The sequence below is a fragment of the Enterococcus hermanniensis genome (assembly GCF_001885945.1).
GTDB classification, from domain to species: Bacteria; Bacillota; Bacilli; order Lactobacillales; family Enterococcaceae; genus Enterococcus_A; species Enterococcus_A hermanniensis.
Genome location: NZ_JXKQ01000001.1, coordinates 447,311 through 470,000, shown reverse-complemented (window position 1 = coordinate 470,000; position 22,690 = coordinate 447,311). Strand labels below are relative to the sequence as shown.

The window sequence follows — 22,690 nt, the reverse complement described above, 5'->3', positions numbered from 1 at the left end:
AGTTCCCGATAGGTTCTGGAAAAACCCAGAGATTCCTTGTAACCGAATAAAATTAGGGGGAATATTTATAATGGAAGAACGTCGTTTATTTACATCAGAATCAGTTTCAGAAGGACATCCAGATAAAGTTGCTGATCAAATCAGTGATGCTATCTTAGATGCGATTTTAGAAAAGGATCCGAAAGCTCGTGTTGCATGCGAAACATCGGTAACAACTGGGCTTGTTTTAGTTTTTGGAGAAATCTCTACTACGGCTTATGTAGACATCCAAAAAGTTGTTCGTGAAACAATCAAACGCATTGGTTATACAGAATCAAAATTTGGTTTTGATGGAGACAATGTAGCTGTTTTAGTAGCAATTGATGAACAATCTCCAGATATCGCTCAAGGTGTGGATGATGCTTTAGAAACACGCGATAAAGAAGAAGCAATTGAAGATATCGGTGCCGGGGACCAAGGCTTGATGTTTGGATTTGCAGTAAACGAAACACCTGAATTAATGCCTTTACCTATTTCATTGAGTCATCATTTAGTCAAACGTCTAGCGGATTTACGTAAATCTGGTGAAGTTGCTTATTTTGGACCAGATGCAAAATCTCAAGTAACAGTTGAATATGATGAAAATGGTAAACCACAACGTGTTGATGCAGTAGTAATCAGTACACAACATAGTGATAAAGTTGATAATGAAACAATTCGTAAAGATGTGATGGAAAAAGTAATCAAGCATGAAATTCCAGCTGAATTACTAGATGAAAAAACCAAATACTATATTAATCCAACTGGCCGCTTTGTTATTGGTGGGCCTCAAGGGGATGCCGGTTTAACTGGACGCAAAATCATCGTGGATACATATGGTGGTTATTCTCGTCATGGTGGTGGTGCTTTCTCTGGGAAAGATGCGACTAAAGTAGACCGTTCTGCTTCTTACGCTGCTCGTTACATTGCTAAAAATATTGTAGCGGCTGGTTTAGCAGAAAAAGTAGAAGTTCAATTGGCTTATGCTATTGGAGTAGCTCAACCGGTTTCTATTTCAGTAAATACATTTGGTACAGCAAAGGTTTCAGAAGAAGCGCTAATTGGCGCGATTCGCGAAAACTTTGATTTACGTCCTGCAGGTATTATTGAAATGCTAGATTTATTACGTCCTATCTATAGCGATACAGCTGCCTATGGTCATTTCGGTCGTACAGATGTTGATCTACCTTGGGAACATACAGATAAAGTAGCTGCGTTGAAAGCTAGTTTGGATTTAAAATAAATCGTACAGACATAAATTATTTATGGAGTTCACGAGGCGGTTTCTATTGATTTTTAAATCAATAGAGCCGTCTTTTTTTGTCAAATTTTGAATAGCACTGTTAAAAAAAGAAACACTCTGTTGACTTAAGTAATGATATGCTACAAAAGAAGAAGTAATTTTTGGAGGGTAAAATGAAGCGAACAACAAATGTGAAGGTTGTAACGGTAGGAATTTTTATTGCGACATTTATGTCAGCGATTGAGGGAACAATCGTAACGACGGCAATGCCAACAATCGTAGGAAGTTTACAAGGAATCGAAATTATGAATTGGGTCTTTTCAATTTATTTATTGACGAGTGCAATGATCACGCCAATCTATGGAAAATTAGCTGATAAGATTGGGCGGAAACCGATTTTTTTCATCGGTATTCTGCTTTTCGTGCTAGGATCAACCTTATGTGGCTTTTCAAACGAGATGTTGACGTTGATCATTGCTAGGGGAATTCAAGGTTTAGGTGCCGGTGCGATCATGCCGGTGTCCTTAACAATCATAGCAGATCTTTATGACATCGATAAACGAGCTAAAGTTTTAGGCTTGACGAGCGCTGCTTGGGGCATTGCTAGTGTCTTTGGTCCATTGGCTGGAGGATTGATTGTTGATACTGTAGGTTGGCACTGGATTTTCTTTATCAATGTTCCGATTGGGTTAGGATTGATTGGTTTGTTACAGTACTTTTTTATTGAAGAGAAAAGGGACTATCAAGCTAAAAAAATGGATGTTTTAGGTAGCTTGTTTTTGATGCTGACATTATTGAGTTTACTATTAGGTTTTCAACTTTTAGGAGATGAAGGATTATCAATATCTGTAGTTGGCTTGTTTATTTTTAGTCTTGTGGCTTTGTTCTTATTTGTTCAGACAGAAAAGAGAGCGGACGATCCAGTAATTGATTTGAATCTTTTTAGTAATCAAACATTTGCTAGTGTGAATATCGTGGCAGCATTGATCAGTGGTTTCTTGATGAGTTTAGATGTTTATATTCCGATGTGGATGCAAGGGGTACTAGAAAAATCTGCTGGACTGGGTGGACTAGTCTTAGCACCACTATCGATCGTGTGGATGTATGGTTCTTTCTTATCGGGACGATTGTTATTAAAGTATTCAGCGAAACGAATTATTGTACTTGGATTATTTATTATTTTAATCGGTGGGGGTTCCTTATTATTCTTACCGCAAGCTAGTCCTTTTTGGTTGTTTTTTGTTATCATGGGAATTCTTGGAGTTGGTTATGGGTTGGCGGTAACTACAACGACTGTCGAGGCTCAGGCGAGTGTTTCGCAAACGGAAATCGGTGTAGCCACTTCGTTCAACACCTTGTCTCGTACGATTGGGCAAACAATCATGGTTTCAGTTTTTGGAATTATCTTGAATATTTCGAACGGCCGTCAATTAGCTCAAGCGGGGATTGAGGATACCACACTCATGAATCGCTTGATCAATCCGCATACGGCTCTACAAATTGAGCAAACTTTAAGAAATGAATTACGCACTATTTTATTCAATAGTCTACATTGGATTTATTTAGCTGGTTTGCTACTGATCATCATTGCATTATTGTTTAGCGTTTTATTTGGTAAACAATCAAAACGTGTTAAACTAAACAAACAATAAGAAAACTGGAGGATCAAAATAGATGGCTTTTTTACAAGTAAATGTCTATTCGAATGTGTTACAAATGGAAGTGGCAATGAACGTGATCTTACCACAGACAACGCATAAAAAAATTGGAACTGAAACAGTCGGTATAACTGATGATATTCCAGTACTTTATTTATTGCATGGGATGGGTGGAAACCATAGTGTTTGGGAACGGCGCACGTCGATTGAACGCTATGTCGCAGAATATCAAATGGCAGTGGTTATGCCTTCAACAGATTTAGCTTTCTATACTGACACCACATATGATATGAATTATTGGACTTTTGTGGCAGAAGAGTTACCGGAATTGGTTCATGAATTATTCCCGCAAATCACGCAAAAACGTGAAAAAACATTCGCGGCTGGATTATCGATGGGCGGCTATGGCGCCTTGAAATTAGGTCTAGCAAAATCAGAAAATTTCGCAGCGGTGGCCTCGCTATCTGGTGCGGTAGTTTTAGCAGATATCAAGAGTTTGTTATTAGTGCGAAACGAAGCCTACTGGCAAGGAATTTTTGGGCCGTTGGATCAATTGCAAGGATCTGAAAATGATCCGCTGTATTTATTAGAAGAATTAGTCAAAAGTGGAAAGGAAACGCCTCGCTTTTTTCTAGCCTGTGGAACAGAGGATGATCTATATCCAGCCAGTCAATACATGGCACATAAACTAGAACAAAATAAATTAGATGTCACCTTTGAAGAAGGCCCTGGAAAACATGATTGGATTTTTTGGGATGCATGGATTCAACGTGTGTTGGAATGGCTTAATGAAAAGCACAGCTGACCTTCAGGTCAGCTGTGCTTTTTCTCTACGCATAATAAAATCGGCGGATTATTCTTTTGATTGATAAATTGATAGCTCAAAACATTGTACGTTTCTTGTGGCAATGCTTGACAAAAATCGAGCACTTCATTTTTCTCAGTCTCACCACCAAGATGACCATAGTAAATCACAACAATCATTCGTCCACCAATGGTCAACCGTTTTAAAATTGCACTCATAGCTTGTTTGGTTGTTTCCGGTAAAGTGATAATTTGTTTATCACTTTTAGGGAGATAACCTAAATTAAAAATCGCCGCTTTGATTGGTTGGTCAATCGGAATATTATTGTCAATTGTCTCATGACCCGCTAGAAAAAGCATCGCTTGCTGATGTGCAGCGGTTAGTCGGGCTTGTGTATTTTTCAACGCTTGTTCTTGAATATCAAAGGCGTAGACTTGACCATTTTTTCCGACTAATTCTGTTAGGAAAAGTGTATCGTTTCCGTTTCCCATAGTAGCATCGATTACATGGTCACCTTCACTAACAATTTCTTTTAAAAGTTGATGACTAAAGCGTAAGGAGGTGAGCAGCATGGTCAGTTTCCTTTCTGATGTCAAACTTTCCTTGATAGGAATCTCGTCGAATCAATTCTTGATCGATCGCATTCAAGACTTCCCATTTTTTCAAGCTCCACATTGGTCCAACTAGGGAATCCCAAGGTGCATCCCCCGTTAAGCGATGGATAATGATTTCTTGAGGTATCATTTCTAACTGGTCACAGATCACAGAGACGTAATCCTCTTTGCTCATCAGTTGCAATCGTCCTTCAGCATAATCACGCAACATTTTAGTATTGCGCATCAAGTGCATCAAATGAAGTTTGATTCCTTGAATGTCAGAATCTAAAATCGTTCGGCGAACATTTTCTCGCATCATCTCTAGCGATTCTCCGGGCAAACCATTAATTAAATGAGTGCAGACATTGATATTATGCTTGCGCAAGCGAGCGACCGCATCGACGTAGGTCGGATAATCATGGGCCCGATTGATCGAATCACTTGTTTCTTCATAGGTTGTCTGCAAACCTAATTCGACCCACAGATACAAGCGTTGATTCAATTCTGCTAGATAATCGACCACTTCGGGTGGTAAACAGTCTGGACGCGTACCGACGGAGAGCCCAACAACGCCTGGAAGATTGACGACTTGTTCGAAACGCTCCCGAATCACTTCAACAGGGGCATGAGTATTGGTGAAATTTTGGAAATAGACGATATATTGTTCAACATGCGGCCATTTTTGATGCATCATATCGATTTCTTTATGAAATTGCTGTGGAAGAGGGTCGCTGGGAGCAACGATCATATCACCTGAACCTGAAACACTGCAGAAAGTACAGCCACCGTGAGCAACGGTACCGTCCCGGTTTGGACAGTCGAAGCCACCATCTACTGGAACTTTAAAGATTTTCCCGCCGAATTCTTGGCGTAAAGCATAGTTCCAAGAATGGTAACGTTTGTTTTCATCATCACTATAATTAAAGGTCATTTGTTTCTCCTAATTGCTTTTAAATCATAAGCTAATTTTTTTTGTTGGTAATAAGGGAAGGTAAAAAATAGCCAGCTGCTTCCTAAGAGCATCCCTGCTAAAACATCGCTAGGGTAATGGACACCCAAATAGATGCGACTGACCATGATACTAAAAATCAACGCTCCTAAGACGATCTGTACAATCAAACGAAGGGTCTTGTCTTTAATAACTAAAGGCAACACAAAGATCAACGTTCCATAAAGCAAGGTACTGGCAGTCGAGTGACCACTAGGGAAACTAAAGCTATGTTCCGTGACCATATGCGTAAGGACCGTCGGCCGTTCACGATGGAAAAAGACCTTTAATAAATGATTAAGTCCGCCACTGATTAAAACCATTCCTAAAGTCAGCCACAGCGCGGTGATTTTTTGTTTATTGAAATAGAATAAACCAACAAAAACGACTGATAATAAGACGATCGTAATCGGATTGGCAAATTTTGTCACCCATAAAAAGTAGCCGTTCATCTGCGGATATAAACGATGGACCCCATGAATGATCGAGTGGTCAAAACCAGCTAACGTATTGGGATAAAATCGGACGATGTAACAGAGTACTGCAAAAAATAGTAAAGTGAAACTCCCGATTAGGTGATAGAGCGATTTATTTTTCATGGTTCTACTAAACTCATCCTTTCTATAATCGGAACCATTATATCATGTTTACTTAACAGTACAATTCTCTGTCAAGATTCTTAAAGGGAATTCAATTGAATTCTAGATAGTAATCTGCTAAGATAAACTTACTTTAATATTATTCGCCTAGAAGAGGAGTAGTAGAAACGAACGCATTTCAGAGAGCCCACGGTGCTGAGAGTGGACATGCGAGAACTTCGAACTTACCTTGGAGCATGATCGAATGATCGATCCGGTTAGAGACCGTTATTTCTGTTGAGGTCTGCCATAGAGCAGATAAAGATAGGTGGTACCACGTTGATAACGTCCTATAAAAGTTTTTTAGAACTTTTGTAGGGCTTTTTTTGTTTCATTTAAGAAAATCAGCTCTGGGACTGTAATAAATTTGTTAAACGCATCATTCTTTTGAGAATGAGTAAAAAAATAAAAGAGTAGGCTATAGGAGGCGCAACATGAGTTACGATCACAAAGCGATTGAGAAAAAGTGGCAAAAATATTGGGCAGGCCATAATACATTCAATACCCAAGACGACCCAGGAAAACCAAAATTCTATGCATTAGATATGTTTCCTTATCCATCTGGTCAAGGATTACATGTGGGACATCCTGAAGGCTATACAGCGACAGATGTAATCTCACGGATGAAACGAGCACAGGGCTACAATGTTTTACACCCAATGGGGTGGGATGCATTTGGTTTACCAGCAGAACAGTATGCTTTAGATACAGGTAATGATCCTGCTGAATTCACTCAAAAAAATATTGAAACATTTAAACGTCAAATCAATTCATTAGGTTTTAGCTATGATTGGAATCGTGAATTAAATACGACGGATCCGGAATACTATAAATGGACGCAATGGATCTTTGAACAAATGTATGAAAAAGGCCTAGCGTATGAAGCTGAAGTTCCGGTTAACTGGGTACCAGAGTTAGGAACAGTCATTTCAAATGAAGAAGTCATCGATGGCAAGAGCGAACGTGGCGGTTACGATGTTATCCGCAAGCCCATGCGTCAATGGATGCTAAAAATCACTGCTTATGCGGATCGTTTATTAGATGATTTAGAGACGGTTGATTGGCCTGAAAGTATCAAAGAAATGCAACGCAACTGGATTGGCCGTTCAATCGGTGCGAACGTCAGCTTCAAGATTGAGGGTAGCGAAGAAAGTTTTACAGTCTTCACTACACGTCCTGATACATTATTTGGTGCAACCTATGCAGTATTGGCACCAGAATTGGATTTGGTCCAACAAATTACAACGCCGGAACAAAAAGCAGCAGTCGATGCTTATATCGAAGAAGCTTCTAAAAAATCTGATTTAAACCGAACTGATTTAGCAAAAGAAAAAACGGGTGTCTTTACGGGCGCGTATGCGATCAATCCAGCCAATGGGAATCAAATGCCGATTTGGATCGGTGATTATGTATTAGCATCTTACGGTACTGGTGCAATCATGGCAGTACCTGCACACGATGAACGTGACTATGAATTTGCTAGAACCTTCGACTTACCGATCGTGCCCGTTGTAGAAGGCGGCGATATCGAAAAAGAAGCTTTCACAGGTGACGGTCCCCACATCAATTCAGAATTTTTAGACGGTTTGGGTAAACAAGAAGCCATTGATAAAATGGTTCCTTGGTTAGAAGAACATCAATGCGGTAAAAAAGAAGTTAGTTATCGCTTGAGAGACTGGTTGTTCTCTCGTCAACGTTATTGGGGGGAACCAATCCCTGTGATCCATTGGGAAGATGGTACGACTGGTTTAGTTCCTGATTATGAACTGCCGTTAGAATTACCAAAAACAAAGGATATCAAACCAAGTGGAACCGGTGAATCACCATTAGCAAATATCGAAGATTGGGTAAATGTAGTCGACCCAATCACCGGCAAAAAAGGTCGTCGTGAAACCAATACGATGCCACAATGGGCCGGAAGTTCATGGTATTATTTACGCTTCATCGATCCGCATAACAAAGAAGCTTTAGCAGATTACGAAAAATTAAAACGCTGGTTACCAGTTGATCTTTATATTGGTGGAGCGGAACATGCCGTACTTCATTTACTATATGTTCGTTTTTGGCACAAATTCTTGTATGATATCGGTGTTGTTCCAACAAATGAACCATTCCAAAAATTATATAATCAAGGTATGATCTTAGGCCAAAGTTTCCGTGATAACCGTGGCGCACTTGTGCCAACTAACAAAGTTGAAAAACGCGATGGTAAATGGTACAGCATCGAAACAGGCGAAGAGTTAGAAGAAGCGCCAGCCAAGATGAGTAAATCATTGAAAAATGTAGTGAATCCGGATGATGTGGTTGAAGAATATGGTGCTGACACATTACGGATGTATGAAATGTTCATGGGCCCATTGGATGCATCAATCGCATGGAGCGAAAATGGCTTAGAAGGTTCACGTAAATTCTTAGATCGCGTATGGCGTCTAATCGTAGATGAAAACGGAAAAATGCGGGATCACATTACAAACATCAATGATGGTTCATTGACGAAAGTTTATAATCAAACCGTTAAAAAAGTAACAGAAGATATGGAACAACTACATTTGAATACCGCCATTTCACAATTGATGGTCTTCGTAAATGAAGCTTATAAAGCTGAAGCATTGACGTATGAATATGTTGAAGGTTTTGTTCAATTATTGGCACCAATTGCTCCGCATATTTCAGAAGAATTATGGGCGATTTTAGGTCATGATGAAGATATCTCGTATATTGCATGGCCAACATACGATGAAGAGGCATTGGTTGAAAATGAAATCGAAGTAATATTGCAAGTCAATGGTAAGGTACGCTCGAAAGTAATGGTCGCGATTGATTTAGCAAAAACTGAATTAGAAAAAATTGCGATGGCAGATGAACATATCCAACGCAATATCGATGGAAAAACGATTCGTAAAGTGATCGTCGTTCCGAATAAATTAGTTAACATCGTAGCTAATTAATAAAAGAAAAGAGCTTGAGACAAAAGTAGTTACTACTTTTGTCTCAAGCTCTTTTTATTCGTCTTTAATAAACAATTCTGCTAAATGATAATCCCCTTCGTAAGGGAGGTGTTCACCATTTACGGTCATGTATTTATCGGTTCCCTTACCAGCTAAAATAATCGCATCATTTGGGCCGGCTGATTGAATCGCTTGTTGGATTGCTTGTTTACGATCTATTTCGAAGTGAACCTGAACATGCTCGTTTTGAATCCCTTGCTGGATTTCAGCAGCAATTTTTTGGGGATCTTCATAATTGGGATCATCACTCGTTAAGACGGCAACGTCTGCATACTCACCGATGGCTTGTCCGAGGCCTGCTCGACGGGACTCAGCTTTGTTTCCAGTTGACCCTGTAATGACCAAAATTTCACCAGCAGGATGTTGTTCTTTAGCAAAGGCGAGCAATGATTTCATACTTAAATAGTTATGGGCATAATCGACATAGATGTGTGCGCCATTTGATTTCAATAATAGATTCATGCGACCAGGAACTAATGCTTCAGCTAAACCTTGTTGACCAGCTGTCCGGTTGGCACCGACTAAGGCACTAGCGATTAAGGCCGCCGCCGCATTTTCTTTATTAAAATCACCAGCTAACAAAATCTGATATTGACCATTGAGCGCCAAATCGTCTTTAGCGCCGGTTAGTGAAAAGGTTAATGGATGCTCTAGTGGTTCCACTTGATAATCTGCTTCGGTATTGTTGCCATAAGTGATCACTGGGATTTTTTTAGCTTCAGCTAATTCATTTAATAAATCGAAGTGATCGATCTCATGGTGTAAAATCATTTGCCGTGAATTAGCTACCAACTGACGTTTACAATAAAAATAATCTTCAAATGTTGGATGTTCGATCGGTCCAATATGATCGGGTGAGATATTCAGAAAGATGCCTACGTCAAAAGTCAGGCCATAAACACGTGCAACTTTGTACGCTTGCGAAGAAACTTCCATCACTAAATGCGTCATACCGTTGGCAACAGCTTGCGCCATCATACGATACAAGTCTAAAGACTCAGGAGTCGTTAATTTAGATTTGAAAAAAGTGACGCCATCTAAAGTCGTGTTCAAAGTAGAAAACAAGGCTGTTTTTTGTTGGGTCGTAATATCTAAGATTTTTTTAATGAAATAAGCAACGGTCGTTTTTCCTTTTGTTCCTGTGATACCAATGAGTTTTAGTTTATTTTGTGGATAATCATAAAAAGCCATACTTAAAACAGCTAAAGCTTTGCGGATATCTGTTACGATAATGGCTAATGCCGCATCTACTTCGTAAGGCTGTTCTGCAATGTAACAAGTCAGACCTGCTTGTAGTGCTTGCTCCAAGTAACTTGTTTGAAAGTTATTTCCTTTGCAGAAAAAAAGTGTTTCTGCATCAGCTTCACGAGAATCATAGGATAGTTTGTGGAATTCTTGTGCAAAAGGAGCAGATAGACTCCAGCGCTCAGGCGTGATAAACTCACGCAATAAGTTTTCTTTTTCAAGGATTTGTTGAATTTGGGTAAGTGTCAGCATATGATAGAAACCTCCATAATATTGTCTAGGCTATTATAGCATAGCTTTAGAAATGGTAGAAAAAGTAAGAAAAGAGTGATTGTCAGAAAACGTTTTTAGTTTTACTATTAGTGTAGTACTTTTGTAGGAGGAGATCATGAAAGAGACACGACCAAGTGACCTGAGTTACCAGGAAAAAATGATCCAAGGTTCAGCCTGGCTGACTGTAGGAAATATCTTTTCACGCTTACTAGGAGCTGTTTATATCATCCCTTGGTATGCTTGGATGGGAGAAAATGCTCGAGCAGCTAATGGGTTGTTTAATATGGGCTATACGTTTTATGCATTGTTCATGATGATTTCCACCGCAGGGTTGCCTGGAGCAATCGCCAAACAGATCGCTCGATATAATTCAAAAGGTGAATATCAGACAAGTCGACGTTTATTTATCAAAGCATTACAGGCGACGGCTTTGCTAGGTATTTTTTTTGGAGGCGTGATGTTTTTAACTGCACCTTTCTTAGCTAGTTTATCCGGTGGCGGTCAACAACTAATTCCAGTAATCCGAGCATTGAGCATTGCCGTCATTGCATTTCCATGTATGAGTGTTTTGCGAGGCTACTTTCAAGGCCAACAAGATATGCGCCCTTCTGCAATTTCTCAAGTGGTTGAACAGGCAATTCGCGTATTTTATATGTTATTGAGTGTCTTTATTATTATGAAAGTTCAGCATGGCGATTATCTGGAAGCTGTGATCCAATCGACATTTGCTGCAGCTGTAGGAATGATCGGATCATATGGTGTCTTGCTTTTTTATTGGTTTAAAGACAAGAAACGCAGCGATCTACAATTGACTTATAGTTTGAATAAAGTAACGATCGATACTAAAAAATTATTATTAGAAACAATCAGGCAAGCAATTCCGTTTATATTGTTAGGCGGCGGGATCACTTTTTATAAATTGATCGACCAAGTAACCTTCATTCGGACAATGGCGGCAAACACCAATTATAGTCACCGCCAATTAGTCGATCTCTATGCGTTATTCAGTGCGAATCCAGACAAATTGACAATGGTAGTCGTGGCGTTAGGAACATCGTTAGCACTCACTAGCTTACCGATGCTAACAGAATTATTTACCTTAAGACGTCGCTTTGAGTTGGGTAAGTTAGTAAATACCAATATTCAATTATTTGCGTTTATCATGTTTCCAGCAGTCGCGGGAATGATTTTACTGGCTTACCCACTAAACACACTTTTTTATACACCAGACGTATTAGGCAGCCGTATCTTAGTGGTAGCTTGTTGGGCGGGATTTGTCTCAGCGTTGTTTATGACGCTGTCGACTACACTGCAAGGTATCTCACACAGCCGCATTGCAGTAAGATATTGGCTGATCGGGTTAGCGTTTAAAGCTGTGATCCAACTGCCGTTGATCAAATTATTTGAAGTTTATGGACCGTTGATTGCGACATTTATGGGCTTAGCTTTGACCTGTGGCTTGTGTTTATGGAAACTTCGAAGAGTTGTTCAAGCAAATTATCAATTGGCCTTTAGGCGGTGTCTTTTAATCGCGTTGCTTACGATAATCATGTTGTTAGTGGCATGGATCGTTCGTCAAGTAAGCTATGTCGTATTGGACCCTACTTCTAGGTTTCAAGCAATGCTGATTTGTATGCTAACAGCAGGGACCGGGGGCTTTGTTTATCTTAGTCTGAGTTTGAAGCTAAGATTAGCAGATAAGTTGATTGGCCCGCAAGCAATGAAGTGGCGCCGACGCTTGCGAATTAAATAAAAAAAGAAACTTCTGCCTTTTTTGGCGGAAGTTTCTTTTTTTATTTAATTTAGTGATAGCCACAATTATTTAGGCAAAATTCTTCAGAAAGACCATAGAAAGTTTAGCGACTTTCTTTACAAAAAGATTTCAATGTTTCTAAAGTTAATTTTTGTAACACAAATATAAAACAGTTACATTTTATTTAAGCCCTGATACATATAGGTTTTTAAAATTATGGATTAATAGTATATATTTCAAAGTAACACACAAATACCATTTTTGTTACATTGTTTCATATTATTGTAATGAATTGTCACAGTAATATTACCCATGAAATACAAAAGGATGGTAAAGTAACTCTCGTAGTCGAAACGACAGAAGAAAAAGAGATAAAACAATCGGAGGAATTTATATAATGAAATTAGGGAAAACACTTCTTTTTAGTACAGTATTAGTGGCAGGTGCAGGTCTAGCGATGGGAGCTACGGATGCACATGCATCAGAAACGTATACTGTTCAATCAGGAGATACTTTATCAAAGATTTCTCATAAATTGGTTGGTAATGATAGTTTAGTAAGTTCAATTGCGAAAGCAAATAAAATTTCTAACGTAAACATGATTTTTGCAGGTCAAGAATTGACCATCAATGGTGATACAAAAACTGCCACAACTTCGACTGAAGCAGCAGCTCCAGCTCAAGAAACTGCAGCACAAACAACAACAGTTCAAGCAGCAGCTCCAACAGTTGCAGCAACAACTACTACTGAAACAACGACACCAGCAGTAGAAACAACGACAACTGCCACAACTTCTTCAGCTAAAGAATGGATTGCTCAAAAAGAATCTGGTGGTTCTTACTCTGCATCAAACGGCCAATATGTTGGACGTTACCAATTATCAGCATCATACTTGAATGGTGACTATTCTGAAGCAAATCAAGAACGTGTAGCAGATCAATACGTAACTTCTCGTTATGGTTCATGGGAAGGCGCTCAAGCTTTCTGGCAAGCAAACGGTTGGTACTAAGAAAATAACTGACTAATCGAAAGTCAAGATCATTAGATCTTGGCTTTTTTTGTAGTAAAAAACCACTTTATTAAAATAAGATAAAAAAAAGTGTTGACAAGAGGAGTAAATAGTGTGATTATAGTGAACAAATAATAAAGCTTTGAAGAGAAGAGTAGCTGATACGTCATAAACACAGAGACCCCGGTCGGTGAAAAAGGGGATTATAAACGTCAGTGAAGATGAGCTCTGAGCTATTTGGCTTGTTCACGCGGACCAAACGGGAAGTGACCGATATATCACCGGGTATCAACAGGTACCGATGAGGCATTATTCGCAAGAGTAATGTAAATGAGGGTGGTAGCGCGAAAACATTCGTCCCTTTATCTATTGCAAGAGCAGTAGGTAAAGGGATGGATGTTTTTTTTGTTTCATCGGCTTTTCTTTAAAGTTAAAAATGGAGGAAATTTATTATGACAAAACGTACAACATCACCATTCACATACGATATCGTAGGGAGCTTTTTACGGCCTGAGAAATTAAAAGCAGCGCGGACAGCTTTTGAAGTTGGTGAAGTAGACCGCGAATACCTAACAAAAATTGAAGATGAAGCAATTATTGATTTAATCAAAAAAGAAGAAGCCGCGGGTTTAAAAGCAGTGACTGATGGAGAATTCCGCCGTAGCTGGTGGCACTTAGATTTTTTCTGGGGGCTTCAAGGCATCGAATTTTATATTCCTGAACATGGTTATTTCTTCCATGGAGAAGAAACACGTCCCGGAACGGTAATCGTCACTGGAAAGATTTCTGGTGAAAACCATCCTTTTGTTGAACATTTCAAATTTACTCAGGCGCATGTCAGTGAAGGAACCGAGGTGAAACAAACGATTCCCGCACCTGCTCAGATTCTGGTTGAATTATTACGACCAGATGTGATCGAAAAGGTTCGCACAATTTATCCAACGAATGAAGAATTAATTGGTGATATCGTTCAAGCATATCGACAAGTGATCACAGATCTATATGCAGCTGGTGCTCGGACGATTCAATTAGATGATTGTACTTGGGGCGTATTGGTGGCACCGTTGCCGGAAGGCTTTATTGTTGAAGAAGGCAAAAAGGAACAAGAGGTACGTAAAGAGTTAGCGCAATTATATCTAACTATCAATAATGCTGTTTTAGCAGATCAACCGGCTGATCTAACCTTGAATACCCATGTCTGTCGAGGCAACTATCACTCGACATGGGCAGCAGCCGGTGGATACGATGATGTGGCCGATCCGCTATTCACTTCAGAAAATGTCACTGCTTATTATTTAGAATATGATACGGATCGTTCTGGTGGGTTTGAACCATTAGCCAAAGTCAGTGGTGACAAAAAAGTTGTCCTAGGATTGATCACTTCAAAAGATGGTGAATTAGAAGATCGGCAACGAGTGATCGACAGAATTCATGAAGCAGCTCAGTACGTTCCATTAGAGCGCTTGTCTTTAAGTCCCCAATGTGGCTTTGCTTCAACTGAAGAGGGGAATATTTTAACTGAAGAGCAACAATGGAAAAAAATTGCGTTGATCAAAAACATCGCCGAAGAGGTTTGGCCAGAAAAGTAGGGATAGAACAATGGTGGAAAACAAACAACCTGTGATCGAATTACAAGAGGCCGTTGTAACGTTTGAGCGTAATAAAAGCGAAATTACGGCTGTCGATCATGTTTCGCTAACAATTGATCGCGGAGAAATCTATGGCATCATTGGTTATTCTGGTGCTGGAAAAAGTACACTGATTCGTTTGATCAATCATCTGCAAGTGCCCTCTGCTGGAAAGGTGATTGTGAATCAACAAGACCTAGCTGATTTAGATAAACAGCAGTTCCAACAAGCACGGAAAAAAATTGGGATGATTTTTCAGCATTTCAATTTGATGAATTCACGCACGATTTTAAATAATGTCGAATTCCCATTATTAGGAGAAAAGTTAAGTAAGACGGAACGACGAGAGAAAGCATTAGCGTTGTTGAAACTTGTTGAATTAGAAGAGTTGGCAGATGCGTTTCCAGATCAACTTTCCGGTGGTCAGAAGCAACGAGTCGCGATTGCACGAGCATTAGCCAATAATCCAGATATTTTAGTCAGCGATGAAGCAACGAGTGCTTTGGATCCGAAAACAACCTTATCGATTTTAAAATTATTGCAGCGGTTGAATCAACAGTTAGGTTTGACGATTGTTTTGATCACGCATGAGATCCAAGTGATTCAAACGATTTGTCATCGTGTTGGGGTGATGGAAGCGGGAAAAATTATTGAACAAGGCAAAGTATCAGAAGTCTTTAGACATCCTAAAGAGCGTCTGACCGAAGAATTTATCGATACATCGATCAACGTTCAAGATGCATTAAGTCGGATCCAGCAAAAACGATTAGACAATTTGTTTTTATTAAAATTTATTGGCGAAACGACCAATCAAGCAGTGGTGACTGAGATGGCGCAAAAATATGCACTTTCAGCTAATATCCTTTTTGCTAATGTCGATCAATTCGATGATCTGACGGTTGGGGTGATGATTCTGGCGTTGAATGGCCCCGAGGTTACTGCTGGGGTCAATTACTTACGGCAACAAGGAGTGAGAGTAGAAGAAATCGCGAAGAGGGTGACACAATCATGAGTCAACTATTTCCCAATGTGAGTGCGATGCAAGCAGATATTTGGCAAGCGACATGGGAAACAATCTATATGACGATTGTTTCTGCAGTGATTGCCGGGATACTAGGTCTGTTGACTGGATTGGTTTTAGTCGTGACGCAACCGGGTGGGATTGCTGAAGATCGTCCTTTTTATAGCATCTTAGATAAGATCGTCAATCTTTTGCGTAGTATCCCCTTTATTATTCTTTTAGCGGTGATTTCTCCTTTGACTAGTTTTTTAGTCGGAACGACTGTGGGAACAACGGCAGCCTTGGTTCCATTAGTTATCGGGATCTTTCCCTTTTATGCGCGCCAAGTCCAATTAGCTTTACAAGAAGTAGGTCCAGGAGTGATCGAAGCTGCTCAATCAATGGGGTTGAGTAATCAAGAAATTATTTTTCGAGTATATTTACGTGAAGGTCTAGCCGATATTATTCGCGTCTCAACACTGACGATCATTAGTTTGATTGGTTTGACTACGATGGCTGGTGCTGTCGGTGCGGGTGGATTAGGAAATGTGGCGATTAGCATAGGCTACGCCCGTTTTCAAAATGATGTGACCTTTGTCTGTATGATCATCTTATTAGTATTTGTATTCATCGTTCAATTTATTGGCGATCGCTTAGCAGATCGATTTATCAAATTTTAAAGCTAGAAAACAAAGGAGATGTACTATGAAAAAAATAATTGCTTTATTGGGTGTGATTGTTGTATTAGGTGTTGTAGGATTCGGGGTACACAGTGTCAGCCACTCACAAAAAAAAGAATCAAATACGATCGTCATCGGATCACAAGGTTCAGATTTTCAAATCTGGCAGTATATCGCTAAAAGTGAGGAAGCTAAAAAAGCTGGTTTAACCATAGAAGTAAAACAAATCACGGACGGTGTTCAGCTAAACAAAGCCACCGCAGATGGCAGTGTCGATGTTAATGCATTTCAATCGTACGCCTATTTCAGTGCCTACAATCAGCAAAATAGTGAGAAGAAGCTAGCAGCTTTAGGAACTACGTATTTAGAACCATTAGGAATCTACTCAGATAAATATGATTCGATCGAAGCTATTCCAGATGGCGCAACAATCGCGATCGCGAATAATCCTGCAAATACTGCACGTGGGTTACTTTTGTTACAAAAAGCGGGACTGATCACATTGAGTGATGATTTTGACGCGTTGAGTGGGGTAGAAGAAATCACTAAAAATCCTAAAAATTTAGTCTTTAAGCAAATTGATGATACAACTGGTCCCCGCGTCTTAAAATCGGTTGATGCTGTGTTGATTTCAAATACGGTAGCACTGGATGGAGACTTGAATGTATTAAAGGATTCTTTATTCCATGAAGAGGTTAATCAAACAACTAAAAATAATATCAATATTCTCGCAACAGCAGAAGAGAATAAAGATAATGCCAGTTTTAAAAAATTGGTGAAGTTGTATCACAATAAAACGATCCAAAAATATATCAGTAAAGAATTTGGCGGAACAAAAATCGAAGTCGATAAACCGCTAAGTTATTTAGAAAAATAAAGAGGAGTGTTTCAACAATGGCAGAAGTAGAAAGTTTCACATTAGATCACACAAAAGTAAAGGCACCATATGTACGTTTGATTGCAAAAGAAGCTGGTCCTAAAGGCGATACAATCACAAATTTTGATTTACGGTTCGTTCAGCCCAATGAAAATGCAATTCCAACAGCCGGACTGCATACGATCGAACATTTATTAGCAGATCTTTTACGCGATCGTTTAGCTGGTGTGATCGATTGTTCACCTTTTGGTTGTCGAACAGGGTTTCATTTGATCGTCTGGGGCGAACCAACTACTCATCAAGTAGCGGTTGCTTTGAAAGAATCGCTAGCAGAAATCGCTGAAAAAATAGAGTGGGAAGATGTTCAAGGAACCGATATCATTAGCTGCGGAAATTATCGCGATCATTCGTTGTTTTCTGCTAAAGAATGGTCGAAAAAAGTTGTGGCTGAAGGCATCAGTGATGATGCGTTTGAACGTCATTTAGTTTAGGTGATGACGATGTTTCCAGAGTTAAATCAAAAAGTTGTTATAGTAATCGGTAGCAGTCAAGGAATTGGTAAAGCTGTGGTGGATACTTTTTTAGCAAATCATGCAATAGTGGTCGCGGCCGATATTTCTTACACGACTCCTCAGCTTCAGCTAGTAGAGAATCAACAGTATTATCAAATTAAATTAGATATCAGCCAAGAATCAGAGATTGCAGCGGTGAACCAACAGTTGATTGAAAATCAGCTGATTCCCGATGTGTTAGTTGATGTTGCGGGAATTTCGACGATGGATTTTTTAGTCCAAAGTCAGACAAAAGATTTTGATAGGACCTTTCAAGTCAATACACGCGGAGCTTACTTGGCGTTAAAATATTTTACTAAAACTATGATTGAGCATCAAAAGCAAGGTCGAGTGATCGTGATTGCTTCTCAAGCAGGTAAAAATGGGTATCGTGGAATGGCTGCATATGTTGCTTCTAAACATGCGGTTTTAGGATTAGTCAAGACGTTAGCAATTGAAACGGCGGCCAATCAAATCTTAGTGAATGCGGTATGTCCGGGCATTATCGAGACAGAAATGAAACAGCGGGAACGAGTGGAAGGCGGATCTTTGCGGGGAATGAGTGCAGAAGCGGTGCAGCAAGAAGACATCAGCCAAGTTCCCTTAGGTCGAACGGGATTGCCGCAAGATGTAGCCAATGTTGTTTTATTTTTAGCGAGTCCTTTAGCTAGCTATATGACGGGCCAAGCAATCAATGTTACAGGTGGGATGACGATGCATTAAAAAAACAGTACAGCAAAATTTGCTGTACTGTTTTTTTACCATAATCCAGGAAGTGCTTGAACTGAGATCGTTTGTCCCGTAAAAGGATGATCGAGAGTTAGTTCATAAGCATGAAGCATCAAGCGCCCTTTAGGATGTTTACTATATAATGGATCTCCAATTAGCGAATGTCCAATGCTCGCAAGGTGCACACGGATTTGATGCGTCCGACCCGTTTCAAGTTGACAGAAAATGGCGCTTTGATTGGCTTTAGTCGATATATTTTTAGCTATGGTTACATGAGTGATTGCTGGTTTGCCATTCTTTTGATCAATGCGGCGTTTTTGTCGCTCATGTCGATCACGGCCAATTTTTTTACGGATTGTCAATTCTTGGGTTAATGAACCGTGAACGAGTGCTTGGTAGCGGCGATAGATTTTCTTTTGTTCCAATAAATGGCCCAAGATTGGTAAAACAAAAGGATTTTTAGCAAATAAAATCGCCCCACTCGTGTCTTGATCTAAACGATGAACAACATGTGGCTGTGTCTCTGGAGCCAGATAAGCTGCTAAATGATTCAATAAGGTGTCTTGCTCTTCTGGTTGATTCGGATGGGTTTTCATTCCGTATGGCTTATTGACGATAATCAAATGTTCATCTTCATATAAGGCATCGATTCTTGAAGCCTTTCCTAAACGAATCTCTCGTTTAGGGTAGTCACTCGTTTCCAGCATAATAGTGATAGTATCGCCGGCTTTGATAAGAGAGTGAAAAGGACGGGCTTCGCCATTAACTAAGATTCCTTTTCGTGTTCGGATAAAGTGCCGGATTTTTCTAGGAACAAACCATTTATTTTCTAGTAGATCTTGGATACTCAGCTCAGAAAAATTGGGTGGTAAAGTGATCGTGAATTTCATATAGCAACTCCTAGATTGATTTTATTAAAGGCTCATCGAAAAATTTTATCGGGTTTATTGTATCACTTTTAACGGATATTTAAGAAAAAAATTAGTCTTTCCTTGAGAAGCCATGCTAGAATACTACCATATGTGTATCGGTCTCTAGACCCACGCAGCAGCATTGTGTTTTATGGTACACTGTGTCTGAATTTTTTTATAGAATGGAGACCAGAAAATGGATTTTCAGGAAATTTGGCGCAAGGTAAAAAACGGAGCGAAAGCGTTTTGGTTGTGGATCAAACCTTATTTACTTCGTTTTCATCAATGGCGCAAACGGATTTGGAAAAAGTATCATGTGAATAAAATCGTGCTACTATTAGCACTTGTCGGTATTTTAGTAATGAGTGTTTACTTATTTATCTTAGCAAAATCAGTTGATGTAGAAACCTTGCAATCTAGTTTGAAGCAATCAACGGTGATCTACGATGAAAAAAATGAACAAGCCGGGACGCTTTATGGTCAAAAAGGCACTTACACGGAAAGTGATCAAATTTCACAAAACCTAAAAGATGCGGTTGTTTCGACAGAAGATCGAAATTTCTACAATCACCATGGATTCGATATCAAAGGAATCGGGCGTGCTGCCCTGGGCCTAGTGACCTCGGGACACATCACAGGTGGCGGAAGTACGATCACACAACAATTAGCTAAAAATGCGTATTTAAGTTTAGACCAAACGTTAGAACGTAAGGCCAAAGAAATTTTTATGGCAATCGAAATCGAAAAGAAATATGACAAAGATCAGATTTTGACAATGTATCTAAATAATGCCTATTTTGGCAATGGTGTCTGGGGCGTGCAAGATGCGGCACACAAATATTTTGGAGTGGATGCGAGCCAAGTAACGGTCGGTGAAGCAGCTACGATTGCGGGAATGTTGAAAGGTCCTGGAATCTACAATCCGATCGATCATTTAGACAATGCGATCGATCGTCGCAATACTGTTTTATCTGTCATGGTAGAAAATGGCAAATTGACTAAAGAACAAGAAGCACAAGAAAAGGCGGTTGATCTAGGTTCACAGTTGAACGACACGTATTCATCGGCTGATTCGGGCTATCGTTATCCATCTTATTTCGATGCTGTCATCGATGAGGCTGTGGAACGGTATGGTTTATCGGAAAAAGATTTACTGAGTAAGGGGTATAAAATCTATACTGCCCTTGATCAAGATTATCAACAACAAATGGAAGCTGTCTATGAGAATAATTATAATTTCCCAGCAAACGCAGAAGATGGTGCGATGCCGCAATCGGCTTCGGTTGCGATGAATCCTAAAAATGGTGGGGTACAAGCATTAGTTGGTCGTCGCGGAGAGCATGTTTTTCGTAGTTATAATTTTGCGACTCAGATGCAACGTTCACCGGGATCGACAATGAAGCCACTGAGTGTGTATTCACCAGCTTTAGAAGCTGGCTATAAACCAGACAGTGTGTTGAAAGATGAACCGCAATCTTATTACACAGCTAAAAATTATGATGGAACTTATCAGGGAGAAGTCCCAATGTATCAGGCAGTTGCCCAAAGTTTGAATTTACCAGCAGTTTGGTTACTACATGAAATCGGATTGAACAAAGGCTATGCTAAAGCCGAAGAATTTGGGATTCCTTTAAGTAAATCTGACAAGTATTATGGTTTAGCTTTAGGGGGATTAGAAAAAGGAACATCTCCACTGCAAATGGCTGCGGCTTATGGTGCGTTTGCGAATGAAGGAAAAGTTTATCAACCGTATTTGATCACCAAGATCATTGATTCAACGGGTGCGGTCGTGGTAGATAATAATAAGCCTAAGTATGAACAAGTGATTTCAAAACAAGTGGCGAATGAGATGACATCGATGTTGTTAGGGACTTTCTCAAACGGAACAGCTGCTCAAGCGAATCCAGCTGGCTATACAGTTGCAGGAAAAACCGGAACAACGGAGACCAATTTTGATGCAAATAAAGTCAATGATCAATGGATTATCGGGTACACACCGAATATCGTGATCTCTACTTGGTTAGGTTTTGAAAAAGTAAGTGAGACTCATTACTTGAGTGGAACGAGTGGTTCAGAAGTTGGACAAGTCTTCAAAGCAGAAGCCGAATCGATCTTGCCGTATGTGAAACAATCGGCCTTTAATGTGGCGGATGCTTATGCTACTGGTGGACAAGTTGTAGCGGCTGATCAAGTCAATAATCAAGAAGACAGTAGTTCGGACTCTAGCAAATGGAAAGAGGATTTAAAAGATATTGGTGGAAAAGCTAGTGAAGGGGTAGCAAGTTTCTTTGAAAAAGCCAAAGCCGGGGCTGATAAGCTGAAAGAAAAAGGCCAAGAACTATGGCAACAGTACCAACCAGGAAATTAGGGTATGAACCCGTTTCCATTCATGTTACAATAAAAAAGTAACTTTGATAGAAAATGAGGGATACGAAATGGCAAATATTTATGATACAGCAAACGGATTAGAACGTGAAATTCGTGAGTTACCAGAATTCAAATCTTTAGAAGAAGCTTTTGCACAATTAAAAGCAAATGAAACAGCTTATGTTGCATTTAAGGATTTCCAAGCTTTCCAACAAGGCTTACAAGAAAAACAAATGCGCGGTGAAGATTTTAGCGATGCAGATGCTGAACAAGCACAAGCATTAGCTGAAAAAGTTCAACAAGAAGAATTGATCAATGAATTGATGATGAAAGAACAAGCTTTCAGCGTTATCATCAACGATCTAAATCGTGTAATTATGACACCAATTCGTGAATTATACGAAGGTTAATTAAAAGAATAAAAGAGGTTGAGTCAAAAGTATTCGCTACTTTTGACTCAACCTCTTTTTTTACGACTGTTTGATCAAAAAAATTTTTTGAATTGTTTTTTTAAGCCCTCAACTTTTTCTGAATTCAACAGGACCTTAGCCTTGTCATAATATTCGCCTAATTCATCTTTGTGCTCTTCAACAAATAGCTTGGCTTTTTCAACATTACCTTCATTTAATAACTCTTTGATTTTTTTGATCAGCTGATCATTCGTCATAGTCATCACTCCTTTTTGATCTTCTTATTTTAACGAATCCGTCGCA

The 22,690-nt window shown here is 39.5% G+C and carries 20 protein-coding genes, 1 riboswitch and 1 other annotated feature (1 of these 22 only partly in view); of the genes, 14 read left to right on the top strand and 6 right to left on the bottom strand.

Annotation, left to right across the window (positions count from 1 at the left end; genetic code table 11):
- A riboswitch (SMK box riboswitch) is annotated at nt 1-73 on the top strand (it extends 10 nt beyond the left edge of the window).
- The 3 genes from metK (at nt 71) to RV04_RS02170 (ending at nt 3,724) form a co-directional block, all read left to right on the top strand.
- Nucleotides 71-1,261 (top strand): methionine adenosyltransferase, encoded by a 1,191-nt coding sequence (metK, locus tag RV04_RS02180; protein ID WP_071856832.1) that lies wholly within the window; start codon nt 71-73, stop codon nt 1,259-1,261. It overlaps the preceding riboswitch by 3 nt.
- Nucleotides 1,262-1,434: 173 nt before the next feature.
- A complete protein-coding gene (locus RV04_RS02175) occupies nt 1,435-2,913 on the top strand; it encodes an MDR family MFS transporter (RefSeq protein ID WP_071856831.1) in 1,479 nt (492 codons plus the stop codon).
- A 22-nt stretch (nt 2,914-2,935) separates the two neighbouring features.
- Nucleotides 2,936-3,724 (top strand): alpha/beta hydrolase, encoded by a 789-nt coding sequence (locus RV04_RS02170; protein WP_071856830.1) that lies wholly within the window; start codon nt 2,936-2,938, stop codon nt 3,722-3,724.
- 8 nt (nt 3,725-3,732) lie between these two features.
- On the opposite strand, the gene mnmM is transcribed toward RV04_RS02170, so the two are convergent.
- The 3 genes from mnmM to RV04_RS02155 are packed head-to-tail and all read right to left on the bottom strand — an operon-like array spanning nt 3,733 to nt 5,907.
- Nucleotides 3,733-4,296 (bottom strand): tRNA 5-(aminomethyl)-2-thiouridylate-methyltransferase MnmM, encoded by a 564-nt coding sequence (gene mnmM, locus RV04_RS02165; RefSeq protein WP_071856829.1) that lies wholly within the window; start codon nt 4,294-4,296, stop codon nt 3,733-3,735.
- The gene (gene mnmL, locus RV04_RS02160) at nt 4,271-5,251 is read right to left on the bottom strand and encodes a tRNA modification radical SAM protein MnmL/YtqA (RefSeq protein ID WP_071856828.1); all 981 of its coding nucleotides are present in this window, start codon (nt 5,249-5,251) and stop codon (nt 4,271-4,273) included. The genes mnmM and mnmL overlap by 26 nt, the downstream gene beginning before the upstream one ends.
- Nucleotides 5,248-5,907 carry a phosphatase PAP2 family protein gene (locus RV04_RS02155; protein ID WP_071856827.1) on the bottom strand — a complete coding sequence of 220 codons (660 nt, stop codon included), beginning with the start codon at nt 5,905-5,907 and terminating at the stop codon, nt 5,248-5,250. The genes mnmL and RV04_RS02155 overlap by 4 nt, the downstream gene beginning before the upstream one ends.
- 139 nt (nt 5,908-6,046) lie before the next feature.
- Nucleotides 6,047-6,242 (top strand) — a binding site (T-box leader).
- Nucleotides 6,243-6,380: 138 nt separating this feature from the next.
- On the opposite strand from RV04_RS02155, the gene leuS reads away from it, so the two are divergent.
- Entirely contained in the window at nt 6,381-8,894 is a 2,514-nt protein-coding gene (leuS, locus tag RV04_RS02150) for a leucine--tRNA ligase (RefSeq protein WP_071856826.1), read from the top strand.
- Nucleotides 8,895-8,948: 54 nt separating this feature from the next.
- On the opposite strand, the gene RV04_RS02145 is transcribed toward leuS, so the two are convergent.
- Nucleotides 8,949-10,451 carry a UDP-N-acetylmuramoyl-L-alanyl-D-glutamate--L-lysine ligase gene (locus RV04_RS02145; protein ID WP_071856825.1) on the bottom strand — a complete coding sequence of 501 codons (1,503 nt, stop codon included), beginning with the start codon at nt 10,449-10,451 and terminating at the stop codon, nt 8,949-8,951.
- A gap of 136 nt (nt 10,452-10,587) precedes the next feature.
- Here RV04_RS02145 and RV04_RS02140 point away from each other — a divergent pair, with 136 nt between their 5' ends.
- From RV04_RS02140 to RV04_RS02105, 8 genes are all read left to right on the top strand, one after another.
- Nucleotides 10,588-12,225 (top strand): putative polysaccharide biosynthesis protein, encoded by a 1,638-nt coding sequence (locus RV04_RS02140; RefSeq protein ID WP_071856824.1) that lies wholly within the window; start codon nt 10,588-10,590, stop codon nt 12,223-12,225.
- 397 nt (nt 12,226-12,622) lie between these two features.
- Entirely contained in the window at nt 12,623-13,234 is a 612-nt protein-coding gene (gene apf / locus RV04_RS02135) for an aggregation-promoting factor (protein ID WP_071856823.1), read from the top strand.
- A gap of 452 nt (nt 13,235-13,686) precedes the next feature.
- Entirely contained in the window at nt 13,687-14,823 is a 1,137-nt protein-coding gene (locus RV04_RS02130; RefSeq protein ID WP_071856822.1) for a 5-methyltetrahydropteroyltriglutamate--homocysteine S-methyltransferase, read from the top strand.
- A 10-nt stretch (nt 14,824-14,833) separates the two neighbouring features.
- Nucleotides 14,834-15,874 carry a methionine ABC transporter ATP-binding protein gene (locus tag RV04_RS02125; protein WP_071856821.1) on the top strand — a complete coding sequence of 347 codons (1,041 nt, stop codon included), beginning with the start codon at nt 14,834-14,836 and terminating at the stop codon, nt 15,872-15,874.
- Nucleotides 15,871-16,542, top strand: coding sequence for a methionine ABC transporter permease (locus RV04_RS02120; RefSeq protein WP_084405492.1), 672 nt, complete (start codon nt 15,871-15,873; stop codon nt 16,540-16,542). The genes RV04_RS02125 and RV04_RS02120 overlap by 4 nt, the downstream gene beginning before the upstream one ends.
- 25 nt (nt 16,543-16,567) lie before the next feature.
- Nucleotides 16,568-17,419 carry a MetQ/NlpA family ABC transporter substrate-binding protein gene (locus RV04_RS02115; protein WP_071856819.1) on the top strand — a complete coding sequence of 284 codons (852 nt, stop codon included), beginning with the start codon at nt 16,568-16,570 and terminating at the stop codon, nt 17,417-17,419.
- 17 nt (nt 17,420-17,436) lie between these two features.
- Nucleotides 17,437-17,910 carry an S-ribosylhomocysteine lyase gene (locus RV04_RS02110; protein ID WP_071856818.1) on the top strand — a complete coding sequence of 158 codons (474 nt, stop codon included), beginning with the start codon at nt 17,437-17,439 and terminating at the stop codon, nt 17,908-17,910.
- Between the two features lie 9 nt (nt 17,911-17,919).
- Nucleotides 17,920-18,693 (top strand): SDR family oxidoreductase, encoded by a 774-nt coding sequence (locus RV04_RS02105; RefSeq protein ID WP_245791029.1) that lies wholly within the window; start codon nt 17,920-17,922, stop codon nt 18,691-18,693.
- 35 nt (nt 18,694-18,728) lie between these two features.
- Here the strand turns inward: RV04_RS02105 and RV04_RS02100 are convergent, their stop codons facing one another.
- Complete coding sequence (locus tag RV04_RS02100; protein WP_071856817.1) at nt 18,729-19,589, bottom strand: RluA family pseudouridine synthase; 861 nt, start codon at nt 19,587-19,589, stop codon at nt 18,729-18,731.
- A gap of 217 nt (nt 19,590-19,806) precedes the next feature.
- On the opposite strand from RV04_RS02100, the gene RV04_RS02095 reads away from it, so the two are divergent.
- Nucleotides 19,807-21,978, top strand: coding sequence for a PBP1A family penicillin-binding protein (locus RV04_RS02095; protein ID WP_071856816.1), 2,172 nt, complete (start codon nt 19,807-19,809; stop codon nt 21,976-21,978).
- Nucleotides 21,979-22,045: 67 nt separating this feature from the next.
- On the top strand, nt 22,046-22,387 hold the full coding sequence (locus RV04_RS02090) for a YlbF/YmcA family competence regulator (RefSeq protein ID WP_071856815.1): 342 nt from the start codon (nt 22,046-22,048) through the stop codon (nt 22,385-22,387).
- Between the two features lie 74 nt (nt 22,388-22,461).
- On the opposite strand, the gene RV04_RS02085 is transcribed toward RV04_RS02090, so the two are convergent.
- Nucleotides 22,462-22,644 carry a hypothetical protein gene (locus RV04_RS02085; protein ID WP_071856814.1) on the bottom strand — a complete coding sequence of 61 codons (183 nt, stop codon included), beginning with the start codon at nt 22,642-22,644 and terminating at the stop codon, nt 22,462-22,464.
- Nucleotides 22,645-22,690: the final 46 nt, after the last annotated feature.

What these genes read in the sequence shown, in the direction of transcription:
- RV04_RS02140 (WP_071856824.1), top strand. Translation starts at nt 10,588, where the DNA reads ATGAAAGAGACACGACCAAGTGACCTGAGTTACCAGGAAAAAATGATC.
- RV04_RS02105 (WP_245791029.1), top strand. Translation starts at nt 17,920, where the DNA reads ATGTTTCCAGAGTTAAATCAAAAAGTTGTTATAGTAATCGGTAGCAGT.
- RV04_RS02170 (WP_071856830.1), top strand. Translation starts at nt 2,936, where the DNA reads ATGGCTTTTTTACAAGTAAATGTCTATTCGAATGTGTTACAAATGGAA.
- RV04_RS02155 (WP_071856827.1), bottom strand. Translation starts at nt 5,907, where the DNA reads ATGAAAAATAAATCGCTCTATCACCTAATCGGGAGTTTCACTTTACTA.
- RV04_RS02095 (WP_071856816.1), top strand. Translation starts at nt 19,807, where the DNA reads ATGGATTTTCAGGAAATTTGGCGCAAGGTAAAAAACGGAGCGAAAGCG.
- RV04_RS02125 (WP_071856821.1), top strand. Translation starts at nt 14,834, where the DNA reads ATGGTGGAAAACAAACAACCTGTGATCGAATTACAAGAGGCCGTTGTA.
- RV04_RS02145 (WP_071856825.1), bottom strand. Translation starts at nt 10,451, where the DNA reads ATGCTGACACTTACCCAAATTCAACAAATCCTTGAAAAAGAAAACTTA.
- RV04_RS02130 (WP_071856822.1), top strand. Translation starts at nt 13,687, where the DNA reads ATGACAAAACGTACAACATCACCATTCACATACGATATCGTAGGGAGC.
- leuS (WP_071856826.1), top strand. Translation starts at nt 6,381, where the DNA reads ATGAGTTACGATCACAAAGCGATTGAGAAAAAGTGGCAAAAATATTGG.
- RV04_RS02100 (WP_071856817.1), bottom strand. Translation starts at nt 19,589, where the DNA reads ATGAAATTCACGATCACTTTACCACCCAATTTTTCTGAGCTGAGTATC.
- apf (WP_071856823.1), top strand. Translation starts at nt 12,623, where the DNA reads ATGAAATTAGGGAAAACACTTCTTTTTAGTACAGTATTAGTGGCAGGT.
- RV04_RS02120 (WP_084405492.1), top strand. Translation starts at nt 15,871, where the DNA reads ATGAGTCAACTATTTCCCAATGTGAGTGCGATGCAAGCAGATATTTGG.
- metK (WP_071856832.1), top strand. Translation starts at nt 71, where the DNA reads ATGGAAGAACGTCGTTTATTTACATCAGAATCAGTTTCAGAAGGACAT.
- RV04_RS02115 (WP_071856819.1), top strand. Translation starts at nt 16,568, where the DNA reads ATGAAAAAAATAATTGCTTTATTGGGTGTGATTGTTGTATTAGGTGTT.
- mnmL (WP_071856828.1), bottom strand. Translation starts at nt 5,251, where the DNA reads ATGACCTTTAATTATAGTGATGATGAAAACAAACGTTACCATTCTTGG.
- RV04_RS02090 (WP_071856815.1), top strand. Translation starts at nt 22,046, where the DNA reads ATGGCAAATATTTATGATACAGCAAACGGATTAGAACGTGAAATTCGT.
- mnmM (WP_071856829.1), bottom strand. Translation starts at nt 4,296, where the DNA reads ATGCTGCTCACCTCCTTACGCTTTAGTCATCAACTTTTAAAAGAAATT.
- RV04_RS02085 (WP_071856814.1), bottom strand. Translation starts at nt 22,644, where the DNA reads ATGACGAATGATCAGCTGATCAAAAAAATCAAAGAGTTATTAAATGAA.
- RV04_RS02110 (WP_071856818.1), top strand. Translation starts at nt 17,437, where the DNA reads ATGGCAGAAGTAGAAAGTTTCACATTAGATCACACAAAAGTAAAGGCA.
- RV04_RS02175 (WP_071856831.1), top strand. Translation starts at nt 1,435, where the DNA reads ATGAAGCGAACAACAAATGTGAAGGTTGTAACGGTAGGAATTTTTATT.